The organism is Zoogloea sp. (assembly GCF_028689785.1).
Lineage (GTDB): Bacteria > Pseudomonadota > Gammaproteobacteria > Burkholderiales > Rhodocyclaceae > Zoogloea.
This window is the reverse complement of record NZ_JAQVCN010000004.1, coordinates 80658-104598: the sequence shown is the minus strand read 5'-3', so window position 1 is coordinate 104598 and position 23941 is coordinate 80658. Positions and strand designations below refer to the sequence as shown.

Genomic DNA, 23941 nt, shown 5'->3' with positions numbered 1-23941 from the left:
GTGGGGTCGAATTCACTCGGCCACGGACGACCCCACCGGGATATGTGTTAAAACCCGTGGCTTCCGAGCGTCACCCTTGCCCCGATGTCTTTGCTCCTCCGCCTGAGGCAGGCTCTTGCCGGTCTGCCGCGTGTCCCTGCTCCCTGGCTGTCCCGTCTGCGTCGCCCGACCCGCCGGGAGCTGCTGCTGGGGCTTGCTGCCCTGCCGGCGCTGCTGCTGGTCTACAGCCTCATCCTGATCCCCTTCACCCCGGGTATCCGCGACATCCGCAAGGCCAAGCTGGAGCAGCCGGCACGGGTGCTGTCGGCCGATGGCAAGGAGCTGGCGGTGTTCAAGTGGGCCAACCGGGAGTGGGTGGGGCTGGAGCGGATCTCGCCCCAGGTGACGGCGGCCCTGATCGCCACCGAGGACCACCGCTTCTACGAGCACCATGGCATCGACTTCTACCGCCTGGGCGGGGCGGCCCTGCATACCTTCAGCGGTGACAAGCAGGGCGGCTCGACCCTCACCCAGCAACTGGCACGCAACCTCTTCCCCGACGAGATCGGCCGGGCACCCACCCTGACCCGCAAGCTCAAGGAGGCCATCACCGCCTTCAAGATCGAGGCTCTGTACTCCAAGGACGAGATCCTCGAGACCTACCTCAACACCGTGCCCTTTCTCTACAACGCCTGGGGCATCGAGATGGCGGCGCGCACCTATTTCGACAAGCCGGCGCGCAGCCTGGACGTGCTGGAAGCCGCCACTCTGGTGGGCATGCTCAAGGGCAACAGCTACTACAACCCGGTGCTCAACCCGGAGCGGGCGGTGGCCCGGCGCAACACCGTGCTGGCCCAGATGGTCAAGCGCGGCAAGCTCGACGAGGCCCGCCTGGCGGCCCTGCAGAAGAAGCCCCTGCGCATCGACTTCGAGCGCCAGCTGGAAGCCCCCGGCCCGGCGCCCCATTTCGCCCAGCAGATCCGCAAGCAGCTCATCGCCTGGGCCGACAGCCACGGGTACAACATCTACGCTGACGGGCTGGTGGTGCGCACCACCCTGGACAGCCGCCTGCAGGCCCAGGCCACCCAGGCGGTGCAGCGCCGGGGCCGTCAGCTCCAGGCCCTGGCGGATCAGGCCTGGTCCGGGCGCAAGGGCTGGGTGGGCAGCCCGGAGCTGGTGGAGGCCCTGGCCCGGGAGTCCAAGGACTATCGTGCCGCCTTGGCCCGAGGCGAGGCCGCCGACGCGGCCCTGGCTCGCCTGCTGGCCGACCGGGCCTTTACCGAGGCCCTGCGGCAGGACAAAACCCGTCTTCAGGTGGGCTTCCTGGCCCTCGACCCGCGGACCGGCCAGGTGCGCGCCTGGGTGGGCAGCCGGGACTTTCAGAGTGACCCCTTCGACCACGTGGCCCAGGCCCGCCGCCAGCCGGGCTCCACCTTCAAGCCTTTCGTGTATGGCGCGGCCTTCGACAAGGGCATGACGCCCGCCGATACCATCATCGACAGGGAGGTGGAGATTCCCCTGCGCGACGGCGAGGTGTGGCGCCCCACCGACGAATCCCCGCCCAGTGGCAAGCCGGTAAGTTTGCGCGACGGCCTGGTGTACTCCCGCAACCGCATCACCGCCCAGCTGATGGACGAGATCGGTCCGGCCCAGGTGGCCCGGTTGGCGAAGAAGATGGGTGTGCGCCAGAGCCCCCTGGAGGAGGTGCCTTCCCTGGCCCTGGGCACCAGTCCCGTGACCCTCAGGGAGATGGTGGCGGCCTACGCCACCCTGGCCAATGGCGGCGGCTACACCGAGCCGGTGCTGGTCACCCGCATCGAGGACCGCAGTGGGCAGGTGCTGGAAGAGTTCGCCCCGGTGGCGCCGGAGGCCGCCCTCGACCCCGGCGTGGCCTACACCCTGCTCGACGTGATGCGTGGCGTGGTGGACCGGGGTACCGGTGCGGCCATCCGCAACCAGTTCGGCCTGCGCGCCGACCTGGCCGGCAAGACCGGCACCACCCAGGACAACACCGACGGCTGGTTCATCCTGATGCACCCGCAACTGGTGGCCGGCGCCTGGGTCGGCTTCAACGATAACCGCATCACCCTGCGCAGCGACTACTGGGGGCAGGGTGCCCGCAGTGCCCTGCCCATCGTCGGCGATGCCTTTCACTACGCCCTCGCCAACCGTCTCATCGATCCGCGCCAGCGCTTCGTGTCCCGGGAGGAGCCCAGCCTGCTGCAGCGCGGCTGGCGCTGGGTGAGCAGCCTGTGGGCCACTCCCGAACCCGAGCCGGAACCCAGGCCTGCTCCCCGGCGTCCCAGACCTCAGGTGCCATCTCAGGCGCCGATTCAGCCGGTGCCGCCGCCGCAGCCCGTGGAGACCGTGCCGCCATCCTCGCCGCCGCCGGCCCCTGACGCTGAGACGGCGCCCGAACCCGCTATCATCCCGGCGCAACAATGAGCCCCGGGGCAAGGAGACAGTCTGGTGGATGACAGGGATCAACAGGAGGCACGGCGTTTCACCCTGCCTGATGAGGAGAAGGAACGCCGCCTGCAGGAGGTGCGGGCACGTCTGCGCGTGGACGGCCAGGCTGCTCCTGTCCCGCGCACTGGCGGCGGTTGGCTGCTGCCGGCCGTGTTCTGGACGGCGCTGATCGGCCTGGGCACCCTGGGCGCCAGCTACTGGCTGTCGGGCAGCAAGGGTGACACCACTTTCCAGGTGGTGGCCGACGGCAGCCTCGAATTGCGTATGGGGCGGGGCGGCCACTATGAGGTGAGCGGCGCGGTGGGCGCCGTGCCCATCCAGTTCCTGGTGGACACGGGAGCCAGCGTCACCGCCATTCCCCGTCAGCTGGGGGAGCGCATCGGCATTCGCGAATGCCCCGCCATTGGCTTCGACCTCAGCGCCGGCAGCGAGCCCGGCTGCTGCCGCAAGCAGACCTTCCACACCGCCAACGGCACCACCGAAGCCTGCGTCGGCCGTGTGCCGTCCTTGCGTTTCGGCCCCTTCGAGGTGCGCAACGCCAGCGTCGCGGTGATGCCCGGCATGGGTGAGCAGGCCTTGCTGGGCATGAACGTGCTGAAGCACTTCAACCTGGCGCAGGAAGGGCGGCGCCTGACTGTTTCACCCGCAGTGGGCGCGCGGTGATGACCACCCCCTGCCGCTACCCCCTGGCCATCGTCGGTGCCGGCGCCCTGGGGCTGCACTTTGCAGCCCGCCTGGCGGCATTCGGTCCGGTGGCCCTGGTGGCGCGCAATGCCGCCCGGGCAGACGCGCTGCGTGCCGGGGTGCAGGTGGGGTCGCGGCTGTTCGTGCCCGAGGTCTTCGCCCCGGGGGCATTGCCCGAAGCCGACTGGGTGATCCTGCTGGTGAAGACCGGCGACACCGCCGGGGCCGCCCGTACCGCCCTGGCCCTGCAGCCGCGGGGCGTGCTGTCGCTGCAGAACGGGCTGGTCGAGGCGACCTTGCGGGCCGAATGCGGCAGCCTGCCGGTGGGCCAGGGCATCACCACCGAGGGCGCGTTTCATGATGGGCTACGAGTGCAGCCTGCCGGGGCTGGCGAGACCCTGCTGCCGCCAGGCTTCGAGGCGGTGGTCGAATGCTTGTCGGCGGCGGGTTTCCGTGCCCGGACGGAGCCCGCTATTGCCGCTGCACGCCTGGCCAAGCTGCTGGTGAATGTGGCCATCAACCCGCTGGCCGCCCTCTTCCGGGTACCCAACGGGGCTTTGCTGGAACCTCCGCATCGGGTGTTGCTGGAGGCCCTGGTGCGTGAGGCCTGGCCGGTGCTGCGGACTGCCGGGCTGGATCTGGACGAAGGCGCGGCACTGGCCCGCGTGGTGGCCGTGGCGACCGCCACGGCGGGCAACCGCGCCAGCATGCTGCAGGACGTACTGGCCGGCCGGCGCACCGAGATCGATGCCATCACCGGCACCCTGCTGGCCATGGCGGAGGCCGGTGGTGTCGAGCTGCCTACCCACCGGGCCGTGTTCACCCTGGTCCGGAGGCTTTCTCAAACCTGAGCGGCGCCTCAGGACAGGTTGTCGTAATCCCGTACGTGGGTGCGGATCAGGAAGCTGCCACCCATCACCAGCACGCCACCGACGAAGGCCACCAGCCCGAAGGCCATGCCCATGAACATGCTCCAGTTGGCCTCGGTATTGAGGCCGTCCGGGTGGTCCACGCCACCGGAGAAGGCGGCGACCAGGTTCTCGAAGGCGGGCACGGCCGTATAGCTGAGGGCGGTCAGGCCCAGGGCGATGAAGACGATGCCGATGAACAGGAAGGGGCCGGGCCGTAGCAGCTTGGTCAGAAAGCGGGCGGGCGGGCGCGGGGCGGCGGGCACCGGAGTGTCCTCGGGGGGCAGGGGCGGCATCAGGCGGCGGGGCCGGCAAACACCGGCTCGGGTTCCAGCTCGACGCCAAAGCGGGTGCGCACATCGGCACGCACGGCGGCACTGGTGGCGATCACGTCGGCGCCGGTGGCGCCCCCGTGGTTCACCAGCACCAGGGCCTGCTTCTCGTAGCAGCCCACCGGGCCCAGGCGCCGGCCCTTCCAGCCGGCCTGTTCGATCAGCCAGCCGGCAGCCAGCTTGACCCGGCCGTCGGGCTGCGGATAGCTGGGCAGGCCCGGGTGCAGGGCGATGAGGCGTGCGTGCTCGGTGGCGCTCACCACCGGGTTCTTGAAGAAGCTGCCGGCGTTGCCGATCTCGGCCGGGTCGGGCAGCTTGCGGCGGCGGATGGCGATGACCGCGTCCGACACCTGCAGGGCGTTGGGCTCGGCGATGCCCCGGGCCTCCAGCTCCCGGGCCACGTCGGCGTAGCCGGTGTTGGCTTTCCACGCCTTGGGCAGGCGGAAGGTGACGGCGGCGATCAGGTAGCGACCCTTGCCAGCCTGCTTGAAGAAGCTGTCCCGGTAGCCGAAGGCGCAGTCGCGCTTGTCGAAGCCGACGGTCTTGCCGGTTTCGAGGTCGTAGGCGCGCAGGCTGTAGAAATGCTCGGCCATCTCGATGCCGTAGGCGCCGATGTTCTGCACAGGCGCGGCGCCGACGGTGCCGGGGATCAGGGACAGGTTCTCCAGGCCGGGCCAGCCCATCTCCAGGGTCCAGCGCACGAAGTCGTGCCAGTTCTCGCCACCACCTGCGCGGACGAAGAAGGCCTCGGCGTCTTCCTGCACCCGGCTGCGGCCGTGGAAGACCACGTGCAGCACCAGGCCGGGAAAGTCGCCGGTGAGCACCAGGTTGGAGCCACCGCCGATCACCAGCCGGGGCAGGCCGGCCACCCGCGGGTCGTCGAGCACGGCGCGCAGGCCGTCCACGTCATCCACCGCGGCGAACCAGGCGGCCCGGGCGGGCAGGCGCAGGGTGTTGAGGCTGTCGAGGGCCACGCCCTGGCGCAGCAGGCTGTCGGCGGAGACGGTGGGATTGCGGCTCATTGTCTAACCTCGGCGATGGGGGCCGGGGCAGATAGACCTGCAGTACGTCGGCAGGGGTTGATGTCCAGCCCGCCGCGGCGGGTGTAGCGGGCCCACACGCACAGCTCGCTGGGCCGGCACTGGCGCAGCAGGTCGGTGTAGATGCGCTCCACGCACTGCTCGTGGAATTCGTTGTGGCGGCGGAAGGAGATGATGTAGCGCAGCAGCCCTTCCCGGTCGATGGGCGCGCCCCGGTAGCGGATCACCACCATGCCCCAGTCCGGCTGGCCGGTAACCAGGCAGTTGGACTTGAGCAGGTGGGAATACAGGGTCTCCTCCACCTCCGGCTGGCCGGCGGCGGCGCGCAGCAGGCCGGGGTCGGGGGTGTAGCGGTCTACCGCGATGTCCAGGGTGTCCAGCAGCACACCCTCGGGATAGCCGATGGCCCGCCGGGGCCGGCCCGACAGGGGCTCCACCTGCACCATCACCGGCGCGCCGGCCGCAGCCGACAGATCCCGCGCCAGGGTCGCCTCCAGCTCGGCCACGCTGGCCACGCTGGTCTGGTTGAAGGCGTTCAGGTAGAGCTTGAAGGACTTGGATTCGACGATGTTGGGCGAATCCGCCGGCACCCGAAAGTGGGCCAGGGCGACCTCGGGCTTGCCCCGGGGGCTGAGCCACGACAGCTCGAAGGCTGTCCACAGGTCTTCGCCGACGAAGGGCAGGGCGCCGGGGGCGATGCCGATCTCGTCCCGCTTGCCCTGGCGAGAGATGGGAAAGAGCAGCTCGGGGGCGTAGTGCTCGGCGTAGGAGACGGCCTTGCCGAGGGGGGAGGCGTCGGGTTGATGGGGGGCACTCATCCACGATTCTCCTTGAGCGCCTTCAACAGCTTCTGCCCCGCCCGCCCATCCACGTTATGCCCCAGGCGCTGCTGTTCGACCCGGATCGCCGCGCGGCTCGCGTCGCCGAGCATGCCGTCGATGGCGCCGATGGCGTGACCGCGGGCGGCGAGCAGGGTCTGTACCTCCCGGCGTTCGGCGCGGGAGAGGCCGGCGTCGTCGGTGGGCCAGGGGGTGGCGAAGGGGCCGCCGCCGCGCAGGCGGTCGGACAGGTGGGCGATGGCCAGGGCGTAGCTTTCGGCGGCGTTGTAGCCGTAGATGGCGTCGAAGTTGCGGAACACCAGGAAGGCCGGGCCCTTGGGGCCGGCGGGCAGCAGCAGGCCGGCACTGCCGTCGCCAGCGAGGGGGCTGCCGTCGCTGCGCTTGACGCCCCGGGCGGCCCAGGCGGACAGGGCCTGTTTGTTGCGCCGGCCGGCGCCGCTGGCGTCGAAGCCGGCGGGCAGGCGCACCTCAAAGCCCCACACTTCGTCTTCGCGCCAGCCGGCTTTCTTGAGGAAGTTGGCGGTGGAGGCGAGGGCGTCGGGGATGCTGCCCACCAGGTCGCGGCGGCCGTCGCCGTCAAAGTCCACGGCCAGACGCAGGAAGGTGGAGGGCATGAACTGGGTGTGGCCGAAGGCGCCGGCCCAGGAGCCGACCATCTGCTCGGCCTTCACGTCGCCGGCATCTACGATCTTCAGGGCGTCGTAGAACTCGCCACGGAAGTAGGCCTGGCGGCGCCCGTAGCAGGACAGGGTGGACAAGGACGTGAGCAGGGGACGGCTGCCGAAGTTGCGGCCGAAGTTGCTTTCCACTCCCCACACGGCGACCACGGTGGCCGGGTCTACCTTGTAGCGGGCGGCCACGGCATTGAGGGTGTCGCCCCATTGTTTGAGCATGGCTTGGCCGTCGGTCACGCGCTCGTCGTCCACCAGGCCGGAGAGGTAGTCCCAGATGGGGGTGCGGAACTCGGGCTGGTAGTCGAGGAAATCCAGCACCTTCAGGTCGGGCTGCAGGCTGGCGGTGAGGCGCTCGTAGCCGGCAGCGGACACCCCCCGGGCCAGGGCGCCGGATTTGAGCTCGGCCACGCAGGGGGCGAAGCGGGCGGGGTCGGGGGTGTCGGCGGCGTGGGCGGCGGAGGCAAGGAACAGCGCCAGTGCTACCCCCTGTAGGGGCGACTTCAGTCGCCCACTGACGTCGAGCAACGAACGGCGCAGAGTATTGCGCGCGGATGGGCGACTGAAGTCGCCCCTACACGTTGCCTCTGCAGGGAGAGGGGTGCCTGTATGAGAGGGGGGCAAGCTGGGCTTTATCATCGGATGAAGGACTGCATCAGGGCGAAGAAGCGCCCGTAGAACTCGGCGTCGGTGACGGTTTCTTCGCCGACCTTGACCAGGGATTCGTTGTTGCCGCCGAAGGGCAGGGACAGGGAGCCGATGCCGGTGACGCTGAGGCCGGTGCTGGCGGAGCCGGCCTTGAGCTCTTCGCGCACCTGGCGGACGTTGGCATAGACTGCAGAGCCTTGGTGATCACCCTGCTCCTCTGCCAGGCAGAACAGGCTGAAGGTGAGCTGGATCTGGGTGCTGCGGTCGGGCTGGAAGTATTTGCGGGCGCGCACCGAGTCCGGCTTGCTCTCGTCGATCAGGTAGCCCTGGCTGAGCAGCGCCCGGCGTCCGGCCTCGCACGCGGCTTCGGGTTTGATCTCGAAGGATTGCTCATAGGGCGAGTCGGGCGTGAAGTTCTCGAGTTTATAGCTCTCGTCCTTGGGCTTGGACGACAAGCTGCTGCAGGCCGCGAGAGCAAAGCTCAGCAGGAAAACGGCAAAGCGGTGGTACATGGGGGAGGGTTTTCAGGTCCGGGTTGGGGCTCAATGGGCTTCGTCCCAGTTTGCGCCGACGCCCACTTCGGCAACCAGGGGCACGGAAAGTTGCGCCACGCCGGCCATCAGTCTTGGCAGCTGTTCGCGGATCAGGGCGACTTCGTCGTCCGGCACTTCGAGCACCAGCTCGTCGTGTACCTGCAGGATCAGCTTTGACTTGACGCCGCTGGCCTTGAGCCAGGCCGAGGTGGCGATCATGGCCTTCTTGATCAGGTCGGCGGCGGTGCCCTGCATGGGCGCGTTGATGGCGGCCCGCTCGGCAGCCTGACGGCGGCCCACCTGCTGGGCGCGGATCTCGGGCAGGTGCAGGCGGCGCCCGAACACCGTTTCGACATAGCCCTGGACCTTGGCCTCCGTGCGGGTGCGCTCCATGTACGCGGCGACGCCGGGGTAGCGGGCGAAGTAGCGGTCGATGTAGTTGGCGGCGGCTACCCGGTCGATGCCCAGGTTTTTGGCCAGGCCGTGGGCGCTCATGCCGTAGATCAGGCCGAAGTTGATCACCTTGGCGTAGCGGCGCTGCTCGCTGGTGACTTCCAGGGGCGTCACGCCGAAGATCTCGCCGGCGGTGGCGCGGTGCACGTCCTCGCCTTCGGCGAAGGCTTTGAGCAGGCCCGGGTCGGCGGACAGGTGGGCCATGATGCGCAGTTCGATCTGGGAGTAGTCGGCAGAAACGATACGGTGGCCGGCCGGGGCGATGAAGGCGGCGCGGATGCGGCGGCCTTCGGGCGTGCGGATGGGGATGTTCTGCAGGTTGGGTTCGGTGCTGGCCAGGCGCCCGGTGACGGCCACGGCCTGGCTGAAGCTGGTGTGCACCCGGCCGGTCTTGCGGTTGACCATCAGCGGCAGCTTGTCGGTGTAGGTGTTCTTGAGCTTGGCCAGGCTGCGGTGCTCCAGCAGCAGCTTGGGCAGCGGGTAGTCGTCGGCCAGCTGGGTGAGCACGTCTTCGTCCGTCGACGGCTGGCCGGTGGCGGTCTTCTTGACCACGGGCAGGCCCAGTTTGGTGAACAGGATTTCACCGAGCTGCTTGGGGGAGCCCAGGTTGAAGGGCTGGCCGGCCAGTTCATGGGCCTGCAGCTCCAGCTCGTGCAGGCGGCGGCCGAGCTCTTCGGAGTGCTGGGCGAGCAGGAAGTCGTCGATGAGCACGCCGTTGCGCTCCATCTCGAAGAGCACCCGGGCGGTGGGCAGCTCCACGTCCCGGTAGAGGGCGGCAAGGGTGGGTTCGGCCTCCAGCTGGCGCGACAGGGCGTGGTGCAGGCGCAGGGTGATGTCGGCGTCCTCGGCGGCGTATTCGGTGGCCCGGGCCAGCTCCACCTCGCCAAAGCCGATCTGCTTGGCGCCCTTGCCGCAGACCTCGGCATAGGTGAGGGTCTTGAGGCCCAGGTGGCGGCTGGCCAGGGAGTCCATGTCGTGGGACTTGTCGCTCTCGAGGATGTAGGACTCAAGCAGGGTGTCGTCGGCAATGCCGGCCAGGGCGATGCCGTGGTTGGCCAGGATGTGGGCGTCGTATTTGAGGTTCTGGCCGACCTTGTGGTGGGTGTCGGATTCGAGCCAGGGGCGCAGCACGTCGAGTGCTTCGGCCAGGGGCAGCTGGGCCGGGGCGTCGGCATAGCCGTGGGCCAGGGGCAGGTAGGCAGCCTCACCTTCGACGGTGGCGAAGGACATGCCCACCAGGGTGGCCACCATGGGGTCGAGGCCGGTGGTTTCGGTGTCGAAGGCGGTGAGGTTGGCGGCGGAGATCCTGGCCAGCCAGGCGTCCAGGGCGGCGCGGTCGAGCAGGGTCTCGTAGCCCGTGCGGTGGGCGCCGGGTTCGCCCGGGGCCTCGATGGCCGGGGTTTCGCCCGCCGCCGGGGCAGGGCGGTGTACGCCCTCTTCCAGCTCCTTCAGCCAGCCCTTGAACTCCATGCGCCGGTAGATGGCCGCCAGGGCGTCCTTGTCGTCATCCCGCGCGGGCAGGTCGGCGGGGCCTACCGGCAGGGGCAGGTCGGTGACCACGGTGACCAGCTTGCGGCCCAGGGGCAGGAAGTCCAGGTGTTTGCGCAGGTTCTCGCCCACCTTGCCGCCCACCTTGTCGGCGTTGGCCACCAGATTGTCCAGGTTGCCGTATTCGGTGAGCCATTTGACGGCGGTCTTGGGGCCGCACTTTTCCACGCCAGGTACGTTGTCCACGGTGTCGCCGATCAGTGCGAGGTAGTCGACGATGAGATTCGGCGGCACGCCGAACTTGGCGGTGACGCCGGCTTCATCCAGCACTTCCTCGCTCATGGTGTTCACCCAGCGTACGCCGGGCTGCACGAGCTGGGTGAGGTCCTTGTCGCCGGTGGAGATCACCACCTCCCAGCCGGCGTCCACGGCCTGGCGGGTGAGGGTGCCGATCACGTCGTCGGCCTCCACGCCCTCTTCCATCAGCAGCGGCCAGCCCTCGGCCTTCACGGCCTCGTGCAGGGGCTCGATCTGGGCCCGCAGGTCGTCGGGCATGGGCGGGCGCTGGGCCTTGTAGTCTGGAAACCAGTCGTCGCGGAAGGTCTTGCCCTTGGCGTCGAATACGCAGGCGCGATACTCCGCCTTGTAGTCGGATTCGAGGCGACGTAGCATGGACAACACCCCGCGCACGGCGCCGGTCGGTTCGCCGGACGAGTTGCGCAGGTCGGGCAGGGCGTGGAAGGCGCGGTAGAGGTAACTGGAACCGTCGACGAGCAGCAGGGTCGGCATGGGCAATCGGGGAGGGCCGGGCACGCCGGGCCTCCCGCACTCCTCAATCAGAAAAACAATGACTGCAAAAGACAAACTTCCCCGGATGGCGCCGAGCACGGCGGCGCAGAACTTCACGGCCAGGGAGTCGTGGCGGATTTTCGGGATTATGGCAGAGTTCGTCGAGGCGACTGAGCGGCTCAAGCCCATCCGCCCGGCGGTGTCCATCTTCGGCAGCGCCCGCATCAAGCCCGATCACCCCTACTACGCCACCACCGAGCGCATTGCCCGGCTGCTGTCGGACGCGGGCTTCTCGGTGATCTCCGGCGGCGGCCCCGGCATCATGGAGGCGGCCAACAAGGGCGCCTACTTCGGCAAGTCGCCCAGCGTGGGGCTCAACATCCAGCTGCCCATGGAGCAGCAGGCCAACCCCTATCAGGACATCTCCCAGACTTTCCAGCACTTTTTTGCGCGCAAGTTCATGTTCGTCAAGTTCGCCACGGCCTACGTGGTGATGCCTGGTGGCTTCGGCACCCTGGACGAACTGCTTGAGGCGATGACCCTGATCCAGACTGGCAAGAGCCGCAAGATTCCTGTGATCCTGGTGCACGAGCCCTTCTGGCGCGGGCTCATTGATTGGTTCAAGGACAGGTTGGTAGAGGAGGGCATGATCAACCCGGACGACCTTGACCTGGTGCAGCTGATTGACGAACCGGAGAAGGTGGTGGATGCCATCTTTGACCACTATCAGAGCCGCGGTTTCCTGCCGCTTCCCGAAGAGCACGAACTGATGCTCAACCTGTAGCCGGACGGCAAAGGGTTACAATCTCGGCATAGCCAGGAGATCACGAAATGCCCCGTGCACCTTACATTGCAGCCCTGTTGTTCGCCCTCGCCGCCCCGGCCTGGGCCCAGCAACCCCCCAAGCTCGAACCGCTCCCCGAGCCGCCGCCCCCGCCGCCAGGCATGGAGCTTGACCAGGCCGCCGAGCCCCAGGTCACAATCACGAAGAAAGGTGAGGACACGGTGGAGGAGTACCGGGTCAATGGTCAGCTCTACATGGTCAAGGTCACCCCGCCGGGGGGCGCGCCCTACTACCTCTACGACGACATCGGCAACGGCGACTTCACCCGCCGCGACGCCCAGGACAGCGGCCTCCGCGTGCCCAAGTGGGTGATCAAGCGCTGGTGAGTCGCTGGTGAGTCATACCCCGTGGGGTCGAATAAATTCGACCCCACGGAATCATTGAATCCGGCGCCTGCTCAGGGCGCCTCGCACAGGCAGTGCAGATACATGTGCCCCGGGTCGTTCCACAGGCGCAGGCCTTCAAGCTCGCTGCGCAGCTTGGCCAGCATGCTGTCCACCAATGACACCTGTGCCCGGGCGCCTTCGGCGTCCTCTCCGTTGTCGAGCAGTTTGGAGAGCAGCTGATCCCGCGGGGACAGCGGTTTCTCCACGTAGCTGACCTCATAATCCTTGATGTGGGCGCGGCTGGCGGCGGCCTTGATGGCTTCGTCGAGCCCGCCAATCTTGTCTACCAGGCCTTTCTCCTTGGCCTGACTGCCCAGCCACACGCGACCCTGGGCCACCTGATCCACGGCGGCCACGTCCATCTTGCGGTTTTTGCCCACCAGCTCGATGAAGCGCTTGTAGCCGAACTCGATGCTTTGCTGGAGCACGCCGGCCACCTGCGGGTCGAGGGGGCGACGCGGGTCGAGGCCGCCGGACAGGGGCGTGGTGCCCACGCCGTCCACCGCCAGGCCGAGCTTGTTCATGGGGCCCGACAGGTCCGGCAGCATGGCGAAGATGCCGATGGAGCCGGTGAGGGTGCTGCGCCCAGCCCATACCTCGTCGGCTGCCATGCTGATCCAGTAGCCGCCGGATGCTGCCACCGAGCCCATGGAGACGACCACCGGCTTGCCGGCCTGGCGGGTCAGATCGAGCTCGCGCCGGATCACCTCGGAGGCGGTGGCGCTGCCTCCGGGGCTGTCCACCCGCAGCACCACGGCTTTGACCGACTTGTCCTCCCGGGCCTGGCGGATCAGCCCGGCCACGGTGTCACCCCCCACTACGCCGGAGGGCTGTTCGCCATCGACGATGGCGCCCTGAGCCACCACCACGCCGATCTTGTCTTCGGGCGGGGTGACTTCATCGCGCATCCGCGAGATATAGGTGCCCATGTCCACGTGCTTGTAACCCTTGCCTTGCTCACCGGCTCCGAGTTGGGCCTTGAGGTGGTCGCGCCATTCGTCGGCTGTCTTCAGGCCATCCACCAGCCCGGCGTCCAGGGCCATGCGGGCCGCGTCCCCACCGGATTCCGCCAGCAGGGCCGCGGTGTCGCCCACGTAGCGGGCCAGGTGGGTGGCGGCCTTGGGGCGGACGGCCACGATGTCGGCCTGATAGGCCTTCCAGGCCGCGTCCAGATAGTCGCGGGTGGCTTCCCGATCTTCCGGCGACATGTCGCTGCGGGTGTAGGGCTCGACAAAGGACTTGTAGGTGCCCACCCGGAAGATCTGCATCTTCACCCCGATCTGCTCGAAGAGGCCCTTGTAGTAGGTAGGAAAGCGCCCGAACCCGGACAGGAAGACGTAGCCGTCCGGACTGACGAAGACTTCATCGCCCTGGGCGGCCAGGTGGTACTGGACCTGGTTGAAGTTCTTGCCGTGGGCATAGACCTTCTTGCCCGTCTTGCGGAATTCGGCCACTGCCGCGGCGATTTCCTGCAGCTTGGGCAGGCCCGCGCCGGCCAGGCCGTCGGTTTCGATCACCAGGGCCTTGATGCGCGGATCGGTGGCGGCGGCGCGGATGGCGCCCACTACGTCCCGCATCAGGATCTGGCGGATACCGTCGCCGCCCTGCAGCACGTTCATGGCGCTGCGCACGGTGCGCTGCTCGACCAGCTGCCCGCTCGGCGCGATCAGCAAGGCCACGTCCGAAGGCAGGGGTGTCGGCCGGGCGGCCAGCCAGCCGGCCACCAGAAAGACCACCACTGCGATGAACAGCAGGTTGAGACTGATCTGCCGAAAGCGGTCAATCGCCCGCCACAGCCCCCCGACAACACTTCTCACGACACCCGGCCGTGCATTCCGATCCATCACACTCTCCAGAACAGGCCCTGCGGCCTGGCGGCCTGTAGCCGCCTCCAAGGTTTGCGGGCACCGCCAATCCGGTAGAATCCCGCCATGTTTGCCAATCCCTCACCCGACCAGATCCGCAGCCTGCTGCAGGAGGTCAAGACCATTGCCGTCGTCGGCCTGTCGCCGCGTCCGGAGCGCCCGAGTTACCGGGTTTCCCGCGCGATGCAGGGCTTCGGCTATCGCATCGTACCGGTTCGCCCGGCTGTTGCCGAAATTCTCGGCGAAAAAGCCTGGGCGAACCTCTCCGAGATTCCCTTCGCCGTGGATATGGTGGATGTATTTCGCGCCGGTGACCAGATCGACCCGGTCGTCGATGAGTGCATCGCCCTGGGCGTGAAGCGTCTGTGGCTGCAGGACGGGGTGATCAACGAAGCCGCTGCCGCCCGCGCCCAGGCCGCTGGCATTACCGTGGTGATGGACCGTTGCGTGTGGCGTGACTACATGGAGCTCGTTGTATGAGCAAAACAATCGCCTTTACCAAGATGCATGGCCTCGGTAACGATTTTGTGATGATCGACGCCGTGCGTCAGGACATCCAGCTCACCGAAGCCCAGGTGCGCTACCTGGCCGACCGCAATTTCGGGGTGGGCTGCGACCAGCTGCTGGTGGTCGAGCCAGCCCAGGCGCCAGGGGTGGATTTTCGTTACCGCATCTTCAATGCCGACGGGGGGGAGGTGGAGCAGTGCGGCAATGGCGCCCGCTGCTTCGCCCGTTTCGTTTTCGACCAGGGCCTCACCGACAAGCGCGAGATCCGTGTCGAGACCAAGAAGGGCATCATCACCCCGCGCCTGGAAGCCGACGGCAAGGTGACCGTGGACATGGGCGTGCCGGTGCTGAACCCCGCCGATGTGCCCTTCGTCAGCGATTCCGACGCCTGGGTGCAGCCTCTCGATGTGGCCGGCACGGTTGTGGCGATCACTGCCGTAAGCATGGGCAACCCCCATGCCGTGCAGGTGGTGGCCGATGTGGACACCGCCCCGGTGGCCGAGCAGGGCCCGCTCATCGAGCACCACCCGCGCTTCCCTGCCCGGGTCAATGCCGGCTTTCTGCAGATCGTCGACGATCACCGCGTGCGGCTGCGCGTCTTCGAGCGGGGAGCCGGTGAAACCCTGGCTTGTGGCACTGGCGCCTGTGCCGCAGTGGTGGCGGGCATCCTGCGCGAGCTGGTGGTGTCTCCGGTCACCGTGGAAACCCGCGGCGGCGAACTCAGCATTGCCTGGAACGGCGTCGGTACTCCGGTGATGATGACCGGCCCGGCGGTCACCGTGTTCAGCGGCACCCTGACCCTCCCCTGAACTCCTCTCGCTTCACCTGCTCCGGCCCCACCCCATGAATCCTTCCGACGTCATCCAGTTCCTGCAGGAAAACCCCGACTTCTTCGACCGGAACTCGACCCTGCTGACCGACCTGACGGTGACCCATCCGCACAACGGGCAGGCCATCTCCCTCACCGAGCGCCAGCTCATCGCCCTGCGCGACCGCATCGCCCAGCTCGAAGACAAGTTCGCCGAACTGCTGTCCTTCGGCGAGGAGAACGACGCCATCGGCGAGAAGGTGCATCGCCTCAGCCTGAGCCTGCTCGAAGCCGAGGACTTCGAGTCGATCCGTACCGCGGTGTATGTGCACCTCAAGGAAGACTTCGCCGTGCCCCACGTGGCCTTCCGGGTGTGGAACAGCGTGCTGTCGCGCAGCGGGCCCGAGTTCTTGCCGGTGGGCGAAGAGGTGCGCTTCTTTACCGGCGATTTGGTCCAACCCTATTGCGGCGCGCCGGCCATCAAGGAGATCAGCAACTGGTTCGGCCCGGCCGGCCGGCAGATCCGCTCGGTGGCCCTGGTGCCCCTGCGCCGGGACGAACAGGCCTTCGGCCTGCTGGCCATGGGCAGCGAAGACCCGGAGCGCTTCTATCCCGAGATGGGCACGCTCTACGTGACGCGCATCGGCGATATGGTTTCCCACATCCTTCGCCGCCAACTCGGGTGAGGCGCGCATAAAGCTACTGCGCAGGCCGATCTTGCGCCTGCGATGCTCGCCGTACTCCAGTACGGCTGCGCTTCTCGGCACAACCTCGACCTGCTCGCTACGCTTTCTGCGCACCTCGAACGCGTGGTGCTTCCTTATTCTAGAAGTTTGGTGATTTCCCATGGCTGATCTGATTCTCAAACCTGGCAGTGACCGTACCGTGGTGCGGCGGCATCCCTGGATCTTTGCGGGTTCGGTGGGCCGGCTGGAGGGCCGGGCGCGGCCGGGGGATACGGTGCTGGTGATGGATTCCCGCGGCAAGCCGCTGGCGCGGGCGGCGTGGTCGCCGGAGTCGCAGATCCGGGCGCGGGTGTGGACCTTCGACCCCGAGCAGTCCATCGACCATGCCTTCATCAAGCGTGCGGTGGCGGCGTCGGTGGCGCGGCGGGCGGCGCATCCCTGGCTGGCCGGGCAGGATGGCGTGCGCCTGATTCACGGGGAGTCCGACGGTCTGCCCGGGGTCATCGCGGACCGCTTCGGTCCGGTGGTGGTGGTCCAGCTGACCAGCGCCGGGGCCGACAAATGGCGCGACGCCATCGTCGCCGGGCTGGTCCAGGCCACCGGCTGCAGCACGGTGTATGAGCGTTCCGATTCGGACGTGCGCAAGCTCGAAGGCCTCGGCCCGGTCACCGGCCTGGCCCACGGCGAGCTGCCCGAGCTGCTGACCATCGTCGAGAACGGGGTGCGCATGGAGGTGGACGTGGTCAGCGGCCACAAGACCGGCTTCTACCTGGACCAACGCGACAACCGCCTGCTCACCGGCCAGCTGGCCGCCGGTCGCGATGTGCTCAACTGTTTCTGCTATACCGGCGGCTTCTCCCTGCAGGCCCTGGCCGGTGGCGCGAAGAGCGTATTGTCGATTGATTCCTCCGGCCCGGCCCTGGTCACTGCTGCACGCAATGTGGCCCACAACCCCCAGCTCGATGCGAGCCGCGCCGAGTGGCGTGAAGATGACGTGTTCCAGGCCCTGCGGGGCTTCAAGGCTGAGGGGCGCAAGTTCGACCTGATCGTCCTCGATCCGCCCAAGTTCGCACCGTCGGCCGCCCATGCCGAACGGGCCGCCCGTGCCTACAAGGACATCAACCTGCTGGGCTTTCGTCTGCTCAACCCCGGCGGCATCCTGATGACCTATTCCTGCTCGGGCGGAATCGGGCAGGAGCTGTTCCAGAAGATCGTCGCCAGCGCCGCTGCCGACGTGGGCGTGGAGGCGCGGATCATCCATCGTCTATCCGCCGCCCCGGATCACCCCATCGGCCTGGCCGTGCCCGAAGGGGAATACCTGAAGGGGCTGGCCTGCCAGGTTTGAGCCACTGCTCAAAGCGGGTAGTCGTCCAGGCGTCAAACCGGGCTGAGGTGTGTATCCTCAAGGGGCTTATGAACAGTTAAAAGTTGTTACTTTCAGCTGTTCCGATCATGCCACGGAGATACAGATGAACACCCCGCAGCCCCACGATTTGGCCCCGATGGCCAACGAAGACCCTGGGGCCCAGGCACGATGCCAGCAACGTATCGCTGCCCTGCTGCTTTCCCGCTACAACCTGCGGTATATGGTCCGCCTGTATGCGGCTTTCGAAGGTGACCTGCTGCTGCCCATCGTGCTTGGCGAGGTGGGCCTCTACAACGTGGGCGGGCTCGGGCTGGACGATCAGGCCCTGGCCGCCATCCGCTGCAGCGACGATGATTTCGGCAAGCTGCCCTTGCGCCCCTGCAACGCCTTCTCGATCAGCTCCTCCACCGGTATCCCGCGGGAGACCGTGCGCCGAAAGGTCAGCCACCTGATCCAGCTGGGCTGGATCGCCCGTGATCAGAAAGGTGGCCTGACCATCACCGCCAAGGCCGCCAACCTGTGTCTGGAGCCCTTCGACCAGGAAAACCTGGCCGATTTCCTCAGCACGGCAGACCGGGTTCGCCTGATCGCCAGCGTCCCGCAAGGCCAGCCCTGAGGCGCGTCAGCCCGCGCCCTCGTCCCACAACTGCCCGGCCTGCCCGGGCGCCTTCAGCCCGAAGTGCTGCCAGATCGACGCCGTGGCCATGCGTCCCCGGGGTGTGCGTTGCAGGTAGCCCTGCTGGATGAGGTAGGGTTCCAGCACGTCTTCGATGGTGTCGGAGGATTCGCCGATGGCGGCGGCCAGGTTGTCCAGGCCCACCGGACCGCCGCCGAATTTCTCCAGCATGGCACCCAGCAGCTTGCGGTCCATCAGGTCCAGACCCAGGTGATCCACGTCCAGCATGGTCAGGGCGGCATCCGCCACTTCGGCGGTGATGCGGCCGTCGGCGCGCACTTCGGCGTAGTCGCGCACCCGGCGCAGCAGGCGGTTGGCGATGCGTGGAGTACCTCGGGCGCGGCGGGCGATCTCGAAGGCACCCGTGTCGTCGATCTCTACTTCGAGCAAGCGCGACGAGCGGCTGACGATGTAGGCGAGCTCCTGGGCGGTGTAGAACTCCAGCCGCGAGACGATGCCGAAGCGGTCGCGCAGGGGGTTGGTGAGCATGCCGGCGCGGGTGGTGGCGCCCACCAGGGTGAAGGGCGGCAAGTCGAGCTTGACCGAGCGGGCAGCGGGGCCTTCGCCAATCATGATGTCGATCTGAAAATCCTCTAGCGCGGGGTAGAGGATCTCCTCCACCACCGGGCTGAGGCGGTGAATCTCGTCGATGAAGAGGACGTCGTGGGGCTCCAGGTTGGTGAGCAGGGCCGCCAGGTCGCCGGCCCGTTCCAGCACCGGGCCGGAGGTCTGGCGCAGGTTGACCCCCATCTCGGCGGCCACGATGTGGGCCAGGGTGGTCTTGCCCAGGCCCGGCGGGCCGAACAGCAGCACGTGGTCGAGGGCTTCGCCACGCTTGCGTGCCGCCTCAATGAAGATGCTCAGCTGGTCGCGGATTTTCTGCTGACCCACGTAATCGGCCAGACGCTTGGGGCGCAGGGCGCGCTCCAGGGCTTCTTCCTGGTTGCTGGCGCGCTGGCCGGTGATCAGGCGGGCGGAAGGGTCAGGGCTGCCGCCCTTGATGTCGTCGGTGTGGATCATGCCTGTCCCTCTTGGGCCGGATCGCTGTCGGCGTTGCGCGGAGTGTTGGTGCCGGCTTCCGCTTCACGCTGGCGGCTGGCCGTCCAGCTGGTGAACAGGGCCTGGCCCAGGGCCAGGAAGGTAGGGCCGAGGAAGATGCCGATGAAGCCGAAGGCCAGCACGCCACCAAAGGCGCCCAGGGCGATCAGCAGAATGGGCAGGCTGGCCGTGCGGCTGATCAGGATGGGCTTGAGGAAGTTGTCCACCGAGCTGATGGCCAGTACGCCCCATAGCACCATGAAGATGGCCCAGCCATTATCGCCCTGCTGATACAGCCAGAAAGCCGCGCCACCCCAGATCAGCGGTGGGCCCACTGGCACCAGGGAGAGGAAGAACACCCCCGCGGCCATCAACAGTGCGCCGGGCACGCCGGCAAGCAGGAAGCCCACCAGGGCTACCAGGGCCTGGGCAGCGGCGGTGCCGACGATGCCGATCATCACTGCCTTGACGGTGTTGCCGGCCAACTCCAGCAGCTCGCCCCACAGCTCGCCGCCCAGGCGTGCTGCGCCACTCTCCAGCTGAGCCTGAATGCGCGCACCGTCCCGGAAGAGGAAGAACACGATGAACAGGACCAGGGATATCTGTAGCAGTCCCTGGCCGACCATGCCGCCGAGGCCGAGGGCGAACTTGCGCGCCGGCTCCACCGCTTGCAGGGCCAGCTTGCGCATCTCGGCCTGGCTGTGGGTGAGTTTGCGGACATAGGCATCCACGTCGCCGCCCACTAACGGAATGTCCTTGAGCCAGGCGGGGGGGCGGCCATCGGATTGTTCGATGAGGCTGCGGACATAATCCACCAGATCCACCGCCGACTCGGTCAGGGACGCGGTGAGGCCGATCATGGGCACCAGCAGCACCGCGGTGAGGAGCAGGGTCATGGTGATGGCCGCCAGCCCGTCCCGTCCGCCCAATCGGCGTAGCAAGGACTGGTAGAGGGGCCAGGTGGTGATGCACACCGTACCGGCAAACAGGATGGCTGCGAAGAAAGGGCTGAGCACGAAGGCGCAGCCGAGGAGCAGCACGGCAGTGATGGCCAGCTGGGCGATGCGTCGGGGTGTCATGGGGGCGAGGTCCGGAACGGAATGCAGGGATTATCCCTGATTCTTCCGCTTCGCAGCATGACTGCCGCCATGGGCCGGAATGACGTTCAGCTAACCGGCTTCAGCCGCACATAGATTGTCTTGTCCACCGTTGCCACCACCTCGCCCTGGCGGTTCAGCACGTCCACCGAAAAGACCGGCTCGTGCTTGTCGCCGCCGGCGGTGGCCTGGCGGATGGCTTCGACCTGCGCGGGCGTGATGCGGAAGGTGGCGTGCACGGTGCCCCGTCCGGGCAGCTTGTAGTCGATGGCCGAGGCCTTGTCCCACACCACGTAGCGGCGCCCCAGCTGGTGCATGATCAGCAGGGCGAAGAAGGGGTCGGTCATGGCATACAGGGAGCCGCCGAAGTGGGTGCCCATGTAGTTGCGGTTGAGCAGGCCCATGCGCATGCGCACCCGGGCTTCGGTGTAGCCCGGGGCGATGTGCTCCACGTGGATGCCGGCGCCGATGAAGGGCGGCCACAGGTTCATGAGCAGGCGCAGGCTGCCGGCCCTCAGCATGACATTGCGCATGAAGCCTTGTTTGAGTTTCTGGCTCATGGCAGCGTTGGTTCAGGCCTTGGACAGGCCCTTGAGGGCCTGGCGGATACCATCCGAGACGCTGACGCCCTCGGGCAGGGCCTTGGTGGCGCCCAAGGCTTCCTTCTCGTTGTAACCCAGGGCCAGCAGGGCGTTCATGATGTCGCTCCGGTCGTTGCCGGGAAGGTTGGTGCTGACGTTGCCGGCCACTGCAGGCAGGGCCTTGGCGAGCTTGTCGCGCAGCTCCAGCAGCAGGCGCTCGGCGGTTTTCTTGCCGATGCCGGGGATCTTCACCAGCCGCCCGCTCTCCTGCAGGGTGATGGCCTGGGCCAGGTCGGCCACCGACAGGCCGGAGAGCACCGCCAGGGCGGTGCGGGCGCCGATGCCCGCCACCTTGAGGAGCTGGCGGAAGGCGGTGCGTTCGTCCTCGGTGGCGAAGCCGTACAGGAAGTGCCCGTCCTCCCTCACGGCCAGATGAGTGGCCAGGGACACGGCCTGGCCGGTGGCGGGCAGGCCGTAGAAGGTGCTCATGGGCACCTCCAGTTCGTAGCCGACGCCATTCACGTCCACGAGAATCTGGGGCGGGTTCTTCTCGGCCAGGCGGCCGGTGATGCGTCCGATCATGAGTGCTTTCAGGGCAAGTGCGTGGGTTAGGAGTAGTCGGCGGCGGTGAAGGCTGGCAGGGCCTCGGCGTTGGCCGCGAGGGCGGCGATGCCCGGGTAGTCACTGTCGGCCACCAGGCCGGGGGCGGAATAGTGGGTGAACCGCCAGGCCACTGCCACCGTGATGTCGGCCTGGGTGGGGCGCTCGCCACACAGCCAGTCGCCGTCGCCCACGTGCTCTTCGAGTACGGCGTAGGTGTCGGCGATCTGCCCTTCAACCCGGCGTAGCCAGTCCGGGTCACGGAATTCCCGCGGGCGCACCTTGGTCTCGTAGACCCGATGCACGCTCTTCTCGGCGGCAGCCAGGCCCAGGCTGGTGATCTGCAGGCAGCGCCGGTACTGGGCGCTGTCGGTGGGCCACAGGCTGTGCCCGGGGGCGGCGCTGTGCTCCAGCCAGGCGATGATCTGGGAGCTGTCCACCATTACCTCGCCGTCGTCCATGACCAGGGTGGGCGCCTTGACGAGGGGGTTGATGGCGTGAAACGCATCGAAGTTGCGAAACACCGACAGAGACTCGTGCTCGAAAGGAATGCCGAGCATCCTGGCGGTGATGAAAGTGCGACGCACGAAGGGGGAATCCAGCATGCCGATCAGTTTCATGGTGAGCCTCCGGGGACAGGTTGAGCACACAGGGCGGCGCTGCGGCGCAGCCGGGAGAGGACGGCGTCGGCCTCCTCGCGACTTTTCACCGGGATGCGGGCCTCGTGGCCGCTCCCCAGGTTGCCGCCGCCGTAATAGATACGGACATCATCGTTGCGGGCTTCGACGTACTGGACGATGCCCAGGTTGATCCAGCGCTGTACCCCGCCATCGGCCGGCACGGGAAACAGGCAGAAGGCGGTGGAGCCGGTGGCTTGAGCGAGGGTGCCGGTGGCCTGCAGCAACAGGGCGAGGAGCAGGACGGCGCGCATCAGGCGACCCTCGTGGCCAGGAAGCCGGCGATGTCCTGCAGGCTGGCCGCCACGGGCACGCCGGCCTGGCGCAGGTCGTCAGCAGGTTGCAGAAGGTCGGGCACCATCACCACTCGGGCACCGGCAGCCAGGGCACCGCGCACGCCGGCATTGGAGTCTTCCAGCACCAGGCAGTTGCCCACGGCCACACCCAGGCGTTCAGCTGCAGCCAGGAAGATGTCCGGCGCGGGCTTGCCACGGGCCACCTCGTCACCGCACACCATGCCATGCACCCGGGGCAGCAGGCCCACCGCGGCGAGCTTGGGTTCGGCCCGGGAACGGCGGGTGGAGGTGGCGACGACGCGACCCAGGGGCAGGGCATCGAGCACGTCGAAGAGGGCATGGACGCCCGGCTTGAGGGGGATGCGGCCCTCGTTGATGGCCAGCTCGTAAAGGCGGCCGAAGGTCTCGTAGAGTTCGGTGGTGGGGTAGTCCTCGCCCAGGTGCTGGCGGATCACCGCCGGGCCGTCCTTGGAGTTGAGGCCGACCAGGGCCAGGCCCACCTCGTAGCGCCAGGGCACACCCAGCTCGGCGGCGGCGTCGGCGACGGTGGCCAGGGCCACCCGTTCGCTGTCCAGCAGCAGGCCGTCCATGTCGAAGATGACGGCGTGTACGTCGTGGGCGGTAAAGGGCAGATGCAGCTTCATGGGGTGGTTCCGGGCCAGCGGCCGAAGGCCAGGGTGGCCGCCAGCAGCAGGCCGTGCAGGTTGGCGGCGAGAATGGTGAGCTTGAGGGCCGGGGCCAGTTCGGCGGGTTCGTGGGCGTGGGCCATCAGGCTGCGGGCGGCGCGGAAGGAGAACACCAGAGTCATGGCTGCAGCGCCGGCCCCCTGGGGCAGGCGGTCGCGTCCGACCATCAGTACCAACCAGGCGTAGGCTACCAGCACCAGGCCGAGGAGCGCCCACTTGGCGTTGTCGGGCCCCAGGCGAACCACCAGGGTACGCTTGCCGGCGGCTTCATCGCCGCGCCGGTCGGGGAACTCGTTGATGAACAGGATGGCCGCCACCAGCAGGGCGTAGGACAGGCCGGCCACCAGGGGCGTGCTCGAAAAGGCACCGCGCTGGACGAAATCGGCCCCCGCCACCACGATCAGCCAGCCCGCCGCCACGGCGGCCTCGCCCAGGCCGCGGCTCACCAGCGCCAGGGGCGGCGCGGTGTAGGCCCAGCCCAGGAACAGCCCGGCCAGGCCGATAAGCAGCAGGCCCGGCGCCGACTGCAGCGTGAGCCACAGGCCGGCCGGTACCACCAGGCCCAGCAGGGCGTAGCCGAGGCGGCTGGTCTCGGCCTCGCTGAGCACCCCGTTCTGGATGAAGCGGCTGCCCCCGGTAAAGGGGAAGAGGCGCTCGGTGTTGGCCGCGTCGGCGCCGCTGCGGGCGTCGTAGTAGTCGTTGAGTACGTTGATGCCGGCGTGGGCGACCAGGGCGAAGAGTACGGTCAGCGCCGCCTTCGGGATGTCGAGCAGAACGCCACTGCCGTGGGCGGTGGCCAGCCCGATCAGGCAGGCGAACAGGGTGACTCCGAGAAAGGCCGGGCGGGTGGCCAGCAGCACGGCGAGCAGCGGTCTGGCACGCAGGCCGGGCGCGGGTTCGGTGGGGTGGAGGGACGGGGGCATCGGCAGGGAGGGCGACGGTGACACGCAATGCTGCGGCGCGACGGCCCCGGGGTCAAGTTGCCGTGACACAAA

Annotated in this window: 25 protein-coding genes; 10 read left to right on the top strand and 15 right to left on the bottom strand. The window is 67.9% G+C overall.

The genetic code is table 11. The annotated features are described in order from the left end of the window. Positions 1–84: 84 nt before the first annotated feature. Genes PHI64_RS03625 through PHI64_RS03615 form a run of 3 tightly spaced genes read left to right on the top strand, consistent with a single transcriptional unit; the run spans position 85 to position 3983 of the window. Positions 85–2424, top strand: a complete 2340-nt coding sequence (locus PHI64_RS03625) for a transglycosylase domain-containing protein (RefSeq protein ID WP_299878722.1) — start codon at positions 85–87, stop codon at positions 2422–2424. 24 nt (positions 2425–2448) lie between these two features. After that, entirely contained in the window at positions 2449–3111 is a 663-nt protein-coding gene (locus PHI64_RS03620; RefSeq protein ID WP_299878719.1) for a retropepsin-like aspartic protease, read from the top strand. Next, positions 3111–3983 (top strand): ketopantoate reductase family protein, encoded by an 873-nt coding sequence (locus PHI64_RS03615; RefSeq protein ID WP_299878715.1) that lies wholly within the window; start codon positions 3111–3113, stop codon positions 3981–3983. Before PHI64_RS03620 ends, PHI64_RS03615 begins: the two co-directional genes overlap by 1 nt. Positions 3984–3991: 8 nt before the next feature. Here PHI64_RS03615 and PHI64_RS03610 read toward each other — a convergent pair whose 3' ends face one another. From PHI64_RS03610 to polA, 6 genes are all read right to left on the bottom strand, one after another. Then, positions 3992–4336, bottom strand: a complete 345-nt coding sequence (locus PHI64_RS03610; protein ID WP_299878712.1) for a hypothetical protein — start codon at positions 4334–4336, stop codon at positions 3992–3994. After that, entirely contained in the window at positions 4336–5394 is a 1059-nt protein-coding gene (murB, locus tag PHI64_RS03605; protein ID WP_299878709.1) for a UDP-N-acetylmuramate dehydrogenase, read from the bottom strand. Before murB ends, PHI64_RS03610 begins: the two co-directional genes overlap by 1 nt. Continuing rightward, a complete protein-coding gene (gene queF / locus PHI64_RS03600) occupies positions 5391–6230 on the bottom strand; it encodes an NADPH-dependent 7-cyano-7-deazaguanine reductase QueF (protein ID WP_299878706.1) in 840 nt (279 codons plus the stop codon). Before queF ends, murB begins: the two co-directional genes overlap by 4 nt. After that, positions 6227–7396, bottom strand: coding sequence for a lytic murein transglycosylase (locus PHI64_RS03595; RefSeq protein WP_299878909.1), 1170 nt, complete (start codon positions 7394–7396; stop codon positions 6227–6229). The genes queF and PHI64_RS03595 overlap by 4 nt, the downstream gene beginning before the upstream one ends. 161 nt (positions 7397–7557) lie before the next feature. After that, positions 7558–8082 carry a DUF2242 domain-containing protein gene (locus PHI64_RS03590; protein ID WP_299878703.1) on the bottom strand — a complete coding sequence of 175 codons (525 nt, stop codon included), beginning with the start codon at positions 8080–8082 and terminating at the stop codon, positions 7558–7560. A 30-nt stretch (positions 8083–8112) separates the two neighbouring features. Beyond that, positions 8113–10833 (bottom strand): DNA polymerase I, encoded by a 2721-nt coding sequence (gene polA / locus PHI64_RS03585; protein ID WP_299878701.1) that lies wholly within the window; start codon positions 10831–10833, stop codon positions 8113–8115. Between the two features lie 58 nt (positions 10834–10891). Between polA and PHI64_RS03580 the strand changes: the two genes are divergently transcribed. Next, positions 10892–11617: a TIGR00730 family Rossman fold protein gene (locus PHI64_RS03580; RefSeq protein WP_299878698.1), complete on the top strand. Its 726-nt coding sequence runs from the start codon at positions 10892–10894 to the stop codon at positions 11615–11617. A gap of 47 nt (positions 11618–11664) precedes the next feature. Further along, positions 11665–12003, top strand: a complete 339-nt coding sequence (locus PHI64_RS03575) for a DUF2782 domain-containing protein (RefSeq protein ID WP_299878695.1) — start codon at positions 11665–11667, stop codon at positions 12001–12003. Positions 12004–12074: 71 nt separating this feature from the next. Here PHI64_RS03575 and sppA read toward each other — a convergent pair whose 3' ends face one another. Beyond that, positions 12075–13907 carry a signal peptide peptidase SppA gene (gene sppA, locus PHI64_RS03570; RefSeq protein WP_299878692.1) on the bottom strand — a complete coding sequence of 611 codons (1833 nt, stop codon included), beginning with the start codon at positions 13905–13907 and terminating at the stop codon, positions 12075–12077. 87 nt (positions 13908–13994) lie between these two features. Between sppA and PHI64_RS03565 the strand changes: the two genes are divergently transcribed. From PHI64_RS03565 to PHI64_RS03545, 5 genes are all read left to right on the top strand, one after another. Then, complete coding sequence (locus PHI64_RS03565; RefSeq protein WP_299878690.1) at positions 13995–14408, top strand: CoA-binding protein; 414 nt, start codon at positions 13995–13997, stop codon at positions 14406–14408. Further along, complete coding sequence (gene dapF, locus PHI64_RS03560) at positions 14405–15244, top strand: diaminopimelate epimerase (protein ID WP_299878687.1); 840 nt, start codon at positions 14405–14407, stop codon at positions 15242–15244. Before PHI64_RS03565 ends, dapF begins: the two co-directional genes overlap by 4 nt. 34 nt (positions 15245–15278) lie before the next feature. Beyond that, complete coding sequence (locus PHI64_RS03555) at positions 15279–15929, top strand: DUF484 family protein (protein ID WP_299878684.1); 651 nt, start codon at positions 15279–15281, stop codon at positions 15927–15929. A 160-nt stretch (positions 15930–16089) separates the two neighbouring features. After that, positions 16090–17274, top strand: a complete 1185-nt coding sequence (locus tag PHI64_RS03550; RefSeq protein ID WP_299878681.1) for a class I SAM-dependent methyltransferase — start codon at positions 16090–16092, stop codon at positions 17272–17274. 124 nt (positions 17275–17398) lie between these two features. Beyond that, complete coding sequence (locus PHI64_RS03545) at positions 17399–17911, top strand: hypothetical protein (protein ID WP_299878676.1); 513 nt, start codon at positions 17399–17401, stop codon at positions 17909–17911. Between the two features lie 6 nt (positions 17912–17917). Here PHI64_RS03545 and ruvB read toward each other — a convergent pair whose 3' ends face one another. The 8 genes from ruvB to PHI64_RS03505 form a co-directional block, all read right to left on the bottom strand. Continuing rightward, a complete protein-coding gene (gene ruvB, locus PHI64_RS03540) occupies positions 17918–18991 on the bottom strand; it encodes a Holliday junction branch migration DNA helicase RuvB (protein WP_299878673.1) in 1074 nt (357 codons plus the stop codon). Continuing rightward, positions 18988–20088: an AI-2E family transporter gene (locus tag PHI64_RS03535; RefSeq protein ID WP_299878670.1), complete on the bottom strand. Its 1101-nt coding sequence runs from the start codon at positions 20086–20088 to the stop codon at positions 18988–18990. Before PHI64_RS03535 ends, ruvB begins: the two co-directional genes overlap by 4 nt. A gap of 86 nt (positions 20089–20174) precedes the next feature. After that, positions 20175–20666: a DUF4442 domain-containing protein gene (locus PHI64_RS03530; RefSeq protein WP_299878667.1), complete on the bottom strand. Its 492-nt coding sequence runs from the start codon at positions 20664–20666 to the stop codon at positions 20175–20177. A 12-nt stretch (positions 20667–20678) separates the two neighbouring features. Beyond that, entirely contained in the window at positions 20679–21269 is a 591-nt protein-coding gene (gene ruvA / locus PHI64_RS03525; protein ID WP_299878664.1) for a Holliday junction branch migration protein RuvA, read from the bottom strand. A gap of 26 nt (positions 21270–21295) precedes the next feature. Beyond that, on the bottom strand, positions 21296–21907 hold the full coding sequence (locus PHI64_RS03520) for a glutathione S-transferase family protein (protein ID WP_299878661.1): 612 nt from the start codon (positions 21905–21907) through the stop codon (positions 21296–21298). Further along, positions 21904–22218: a hypothetical protein gene (locus PHI64_RS03515; protein ID WP_299878658.1), complete on the bottom strand. Its 315-nt coding sequence runs from the start codon at positions 22216–22218 to the stop codon at positions 21904–21906. Before PHI64_RS03515 ends, PHI64_RS03520 begins: the two co-directional genes overlap by 4 nt. Then, complete coding sequence (locus tag PHI64_RS03510) at positions 22218–22904, bottom strand: HAD family phosphatase (RefSeq protein WP_299878655.1); 687 nt, start codon at positions 22902–22904, stop codon at positions 22218–22220. The genes PHI64_RS03515 and PHI64_RS03510 overlap by 1 nt, the downstream gene beginning before the upstream one ends. After that, positions 22901–23869: a prenyltransferase gene (locus PHI64_RS03505; RefSeq protein ID WP_299878906.1), complete on the bottom strand. Its 969-nt coding sequence runs from the start codon at positions 23867–23869 to the stop codon at positions 22901–22903. The genes PHI64_RS03510 and PHI64_RS03505 overlap by 4 nt, the downstream gene beginning before the upstream one ends. Positions 23870–23941 lie beyond the last annotated feature (72 nt).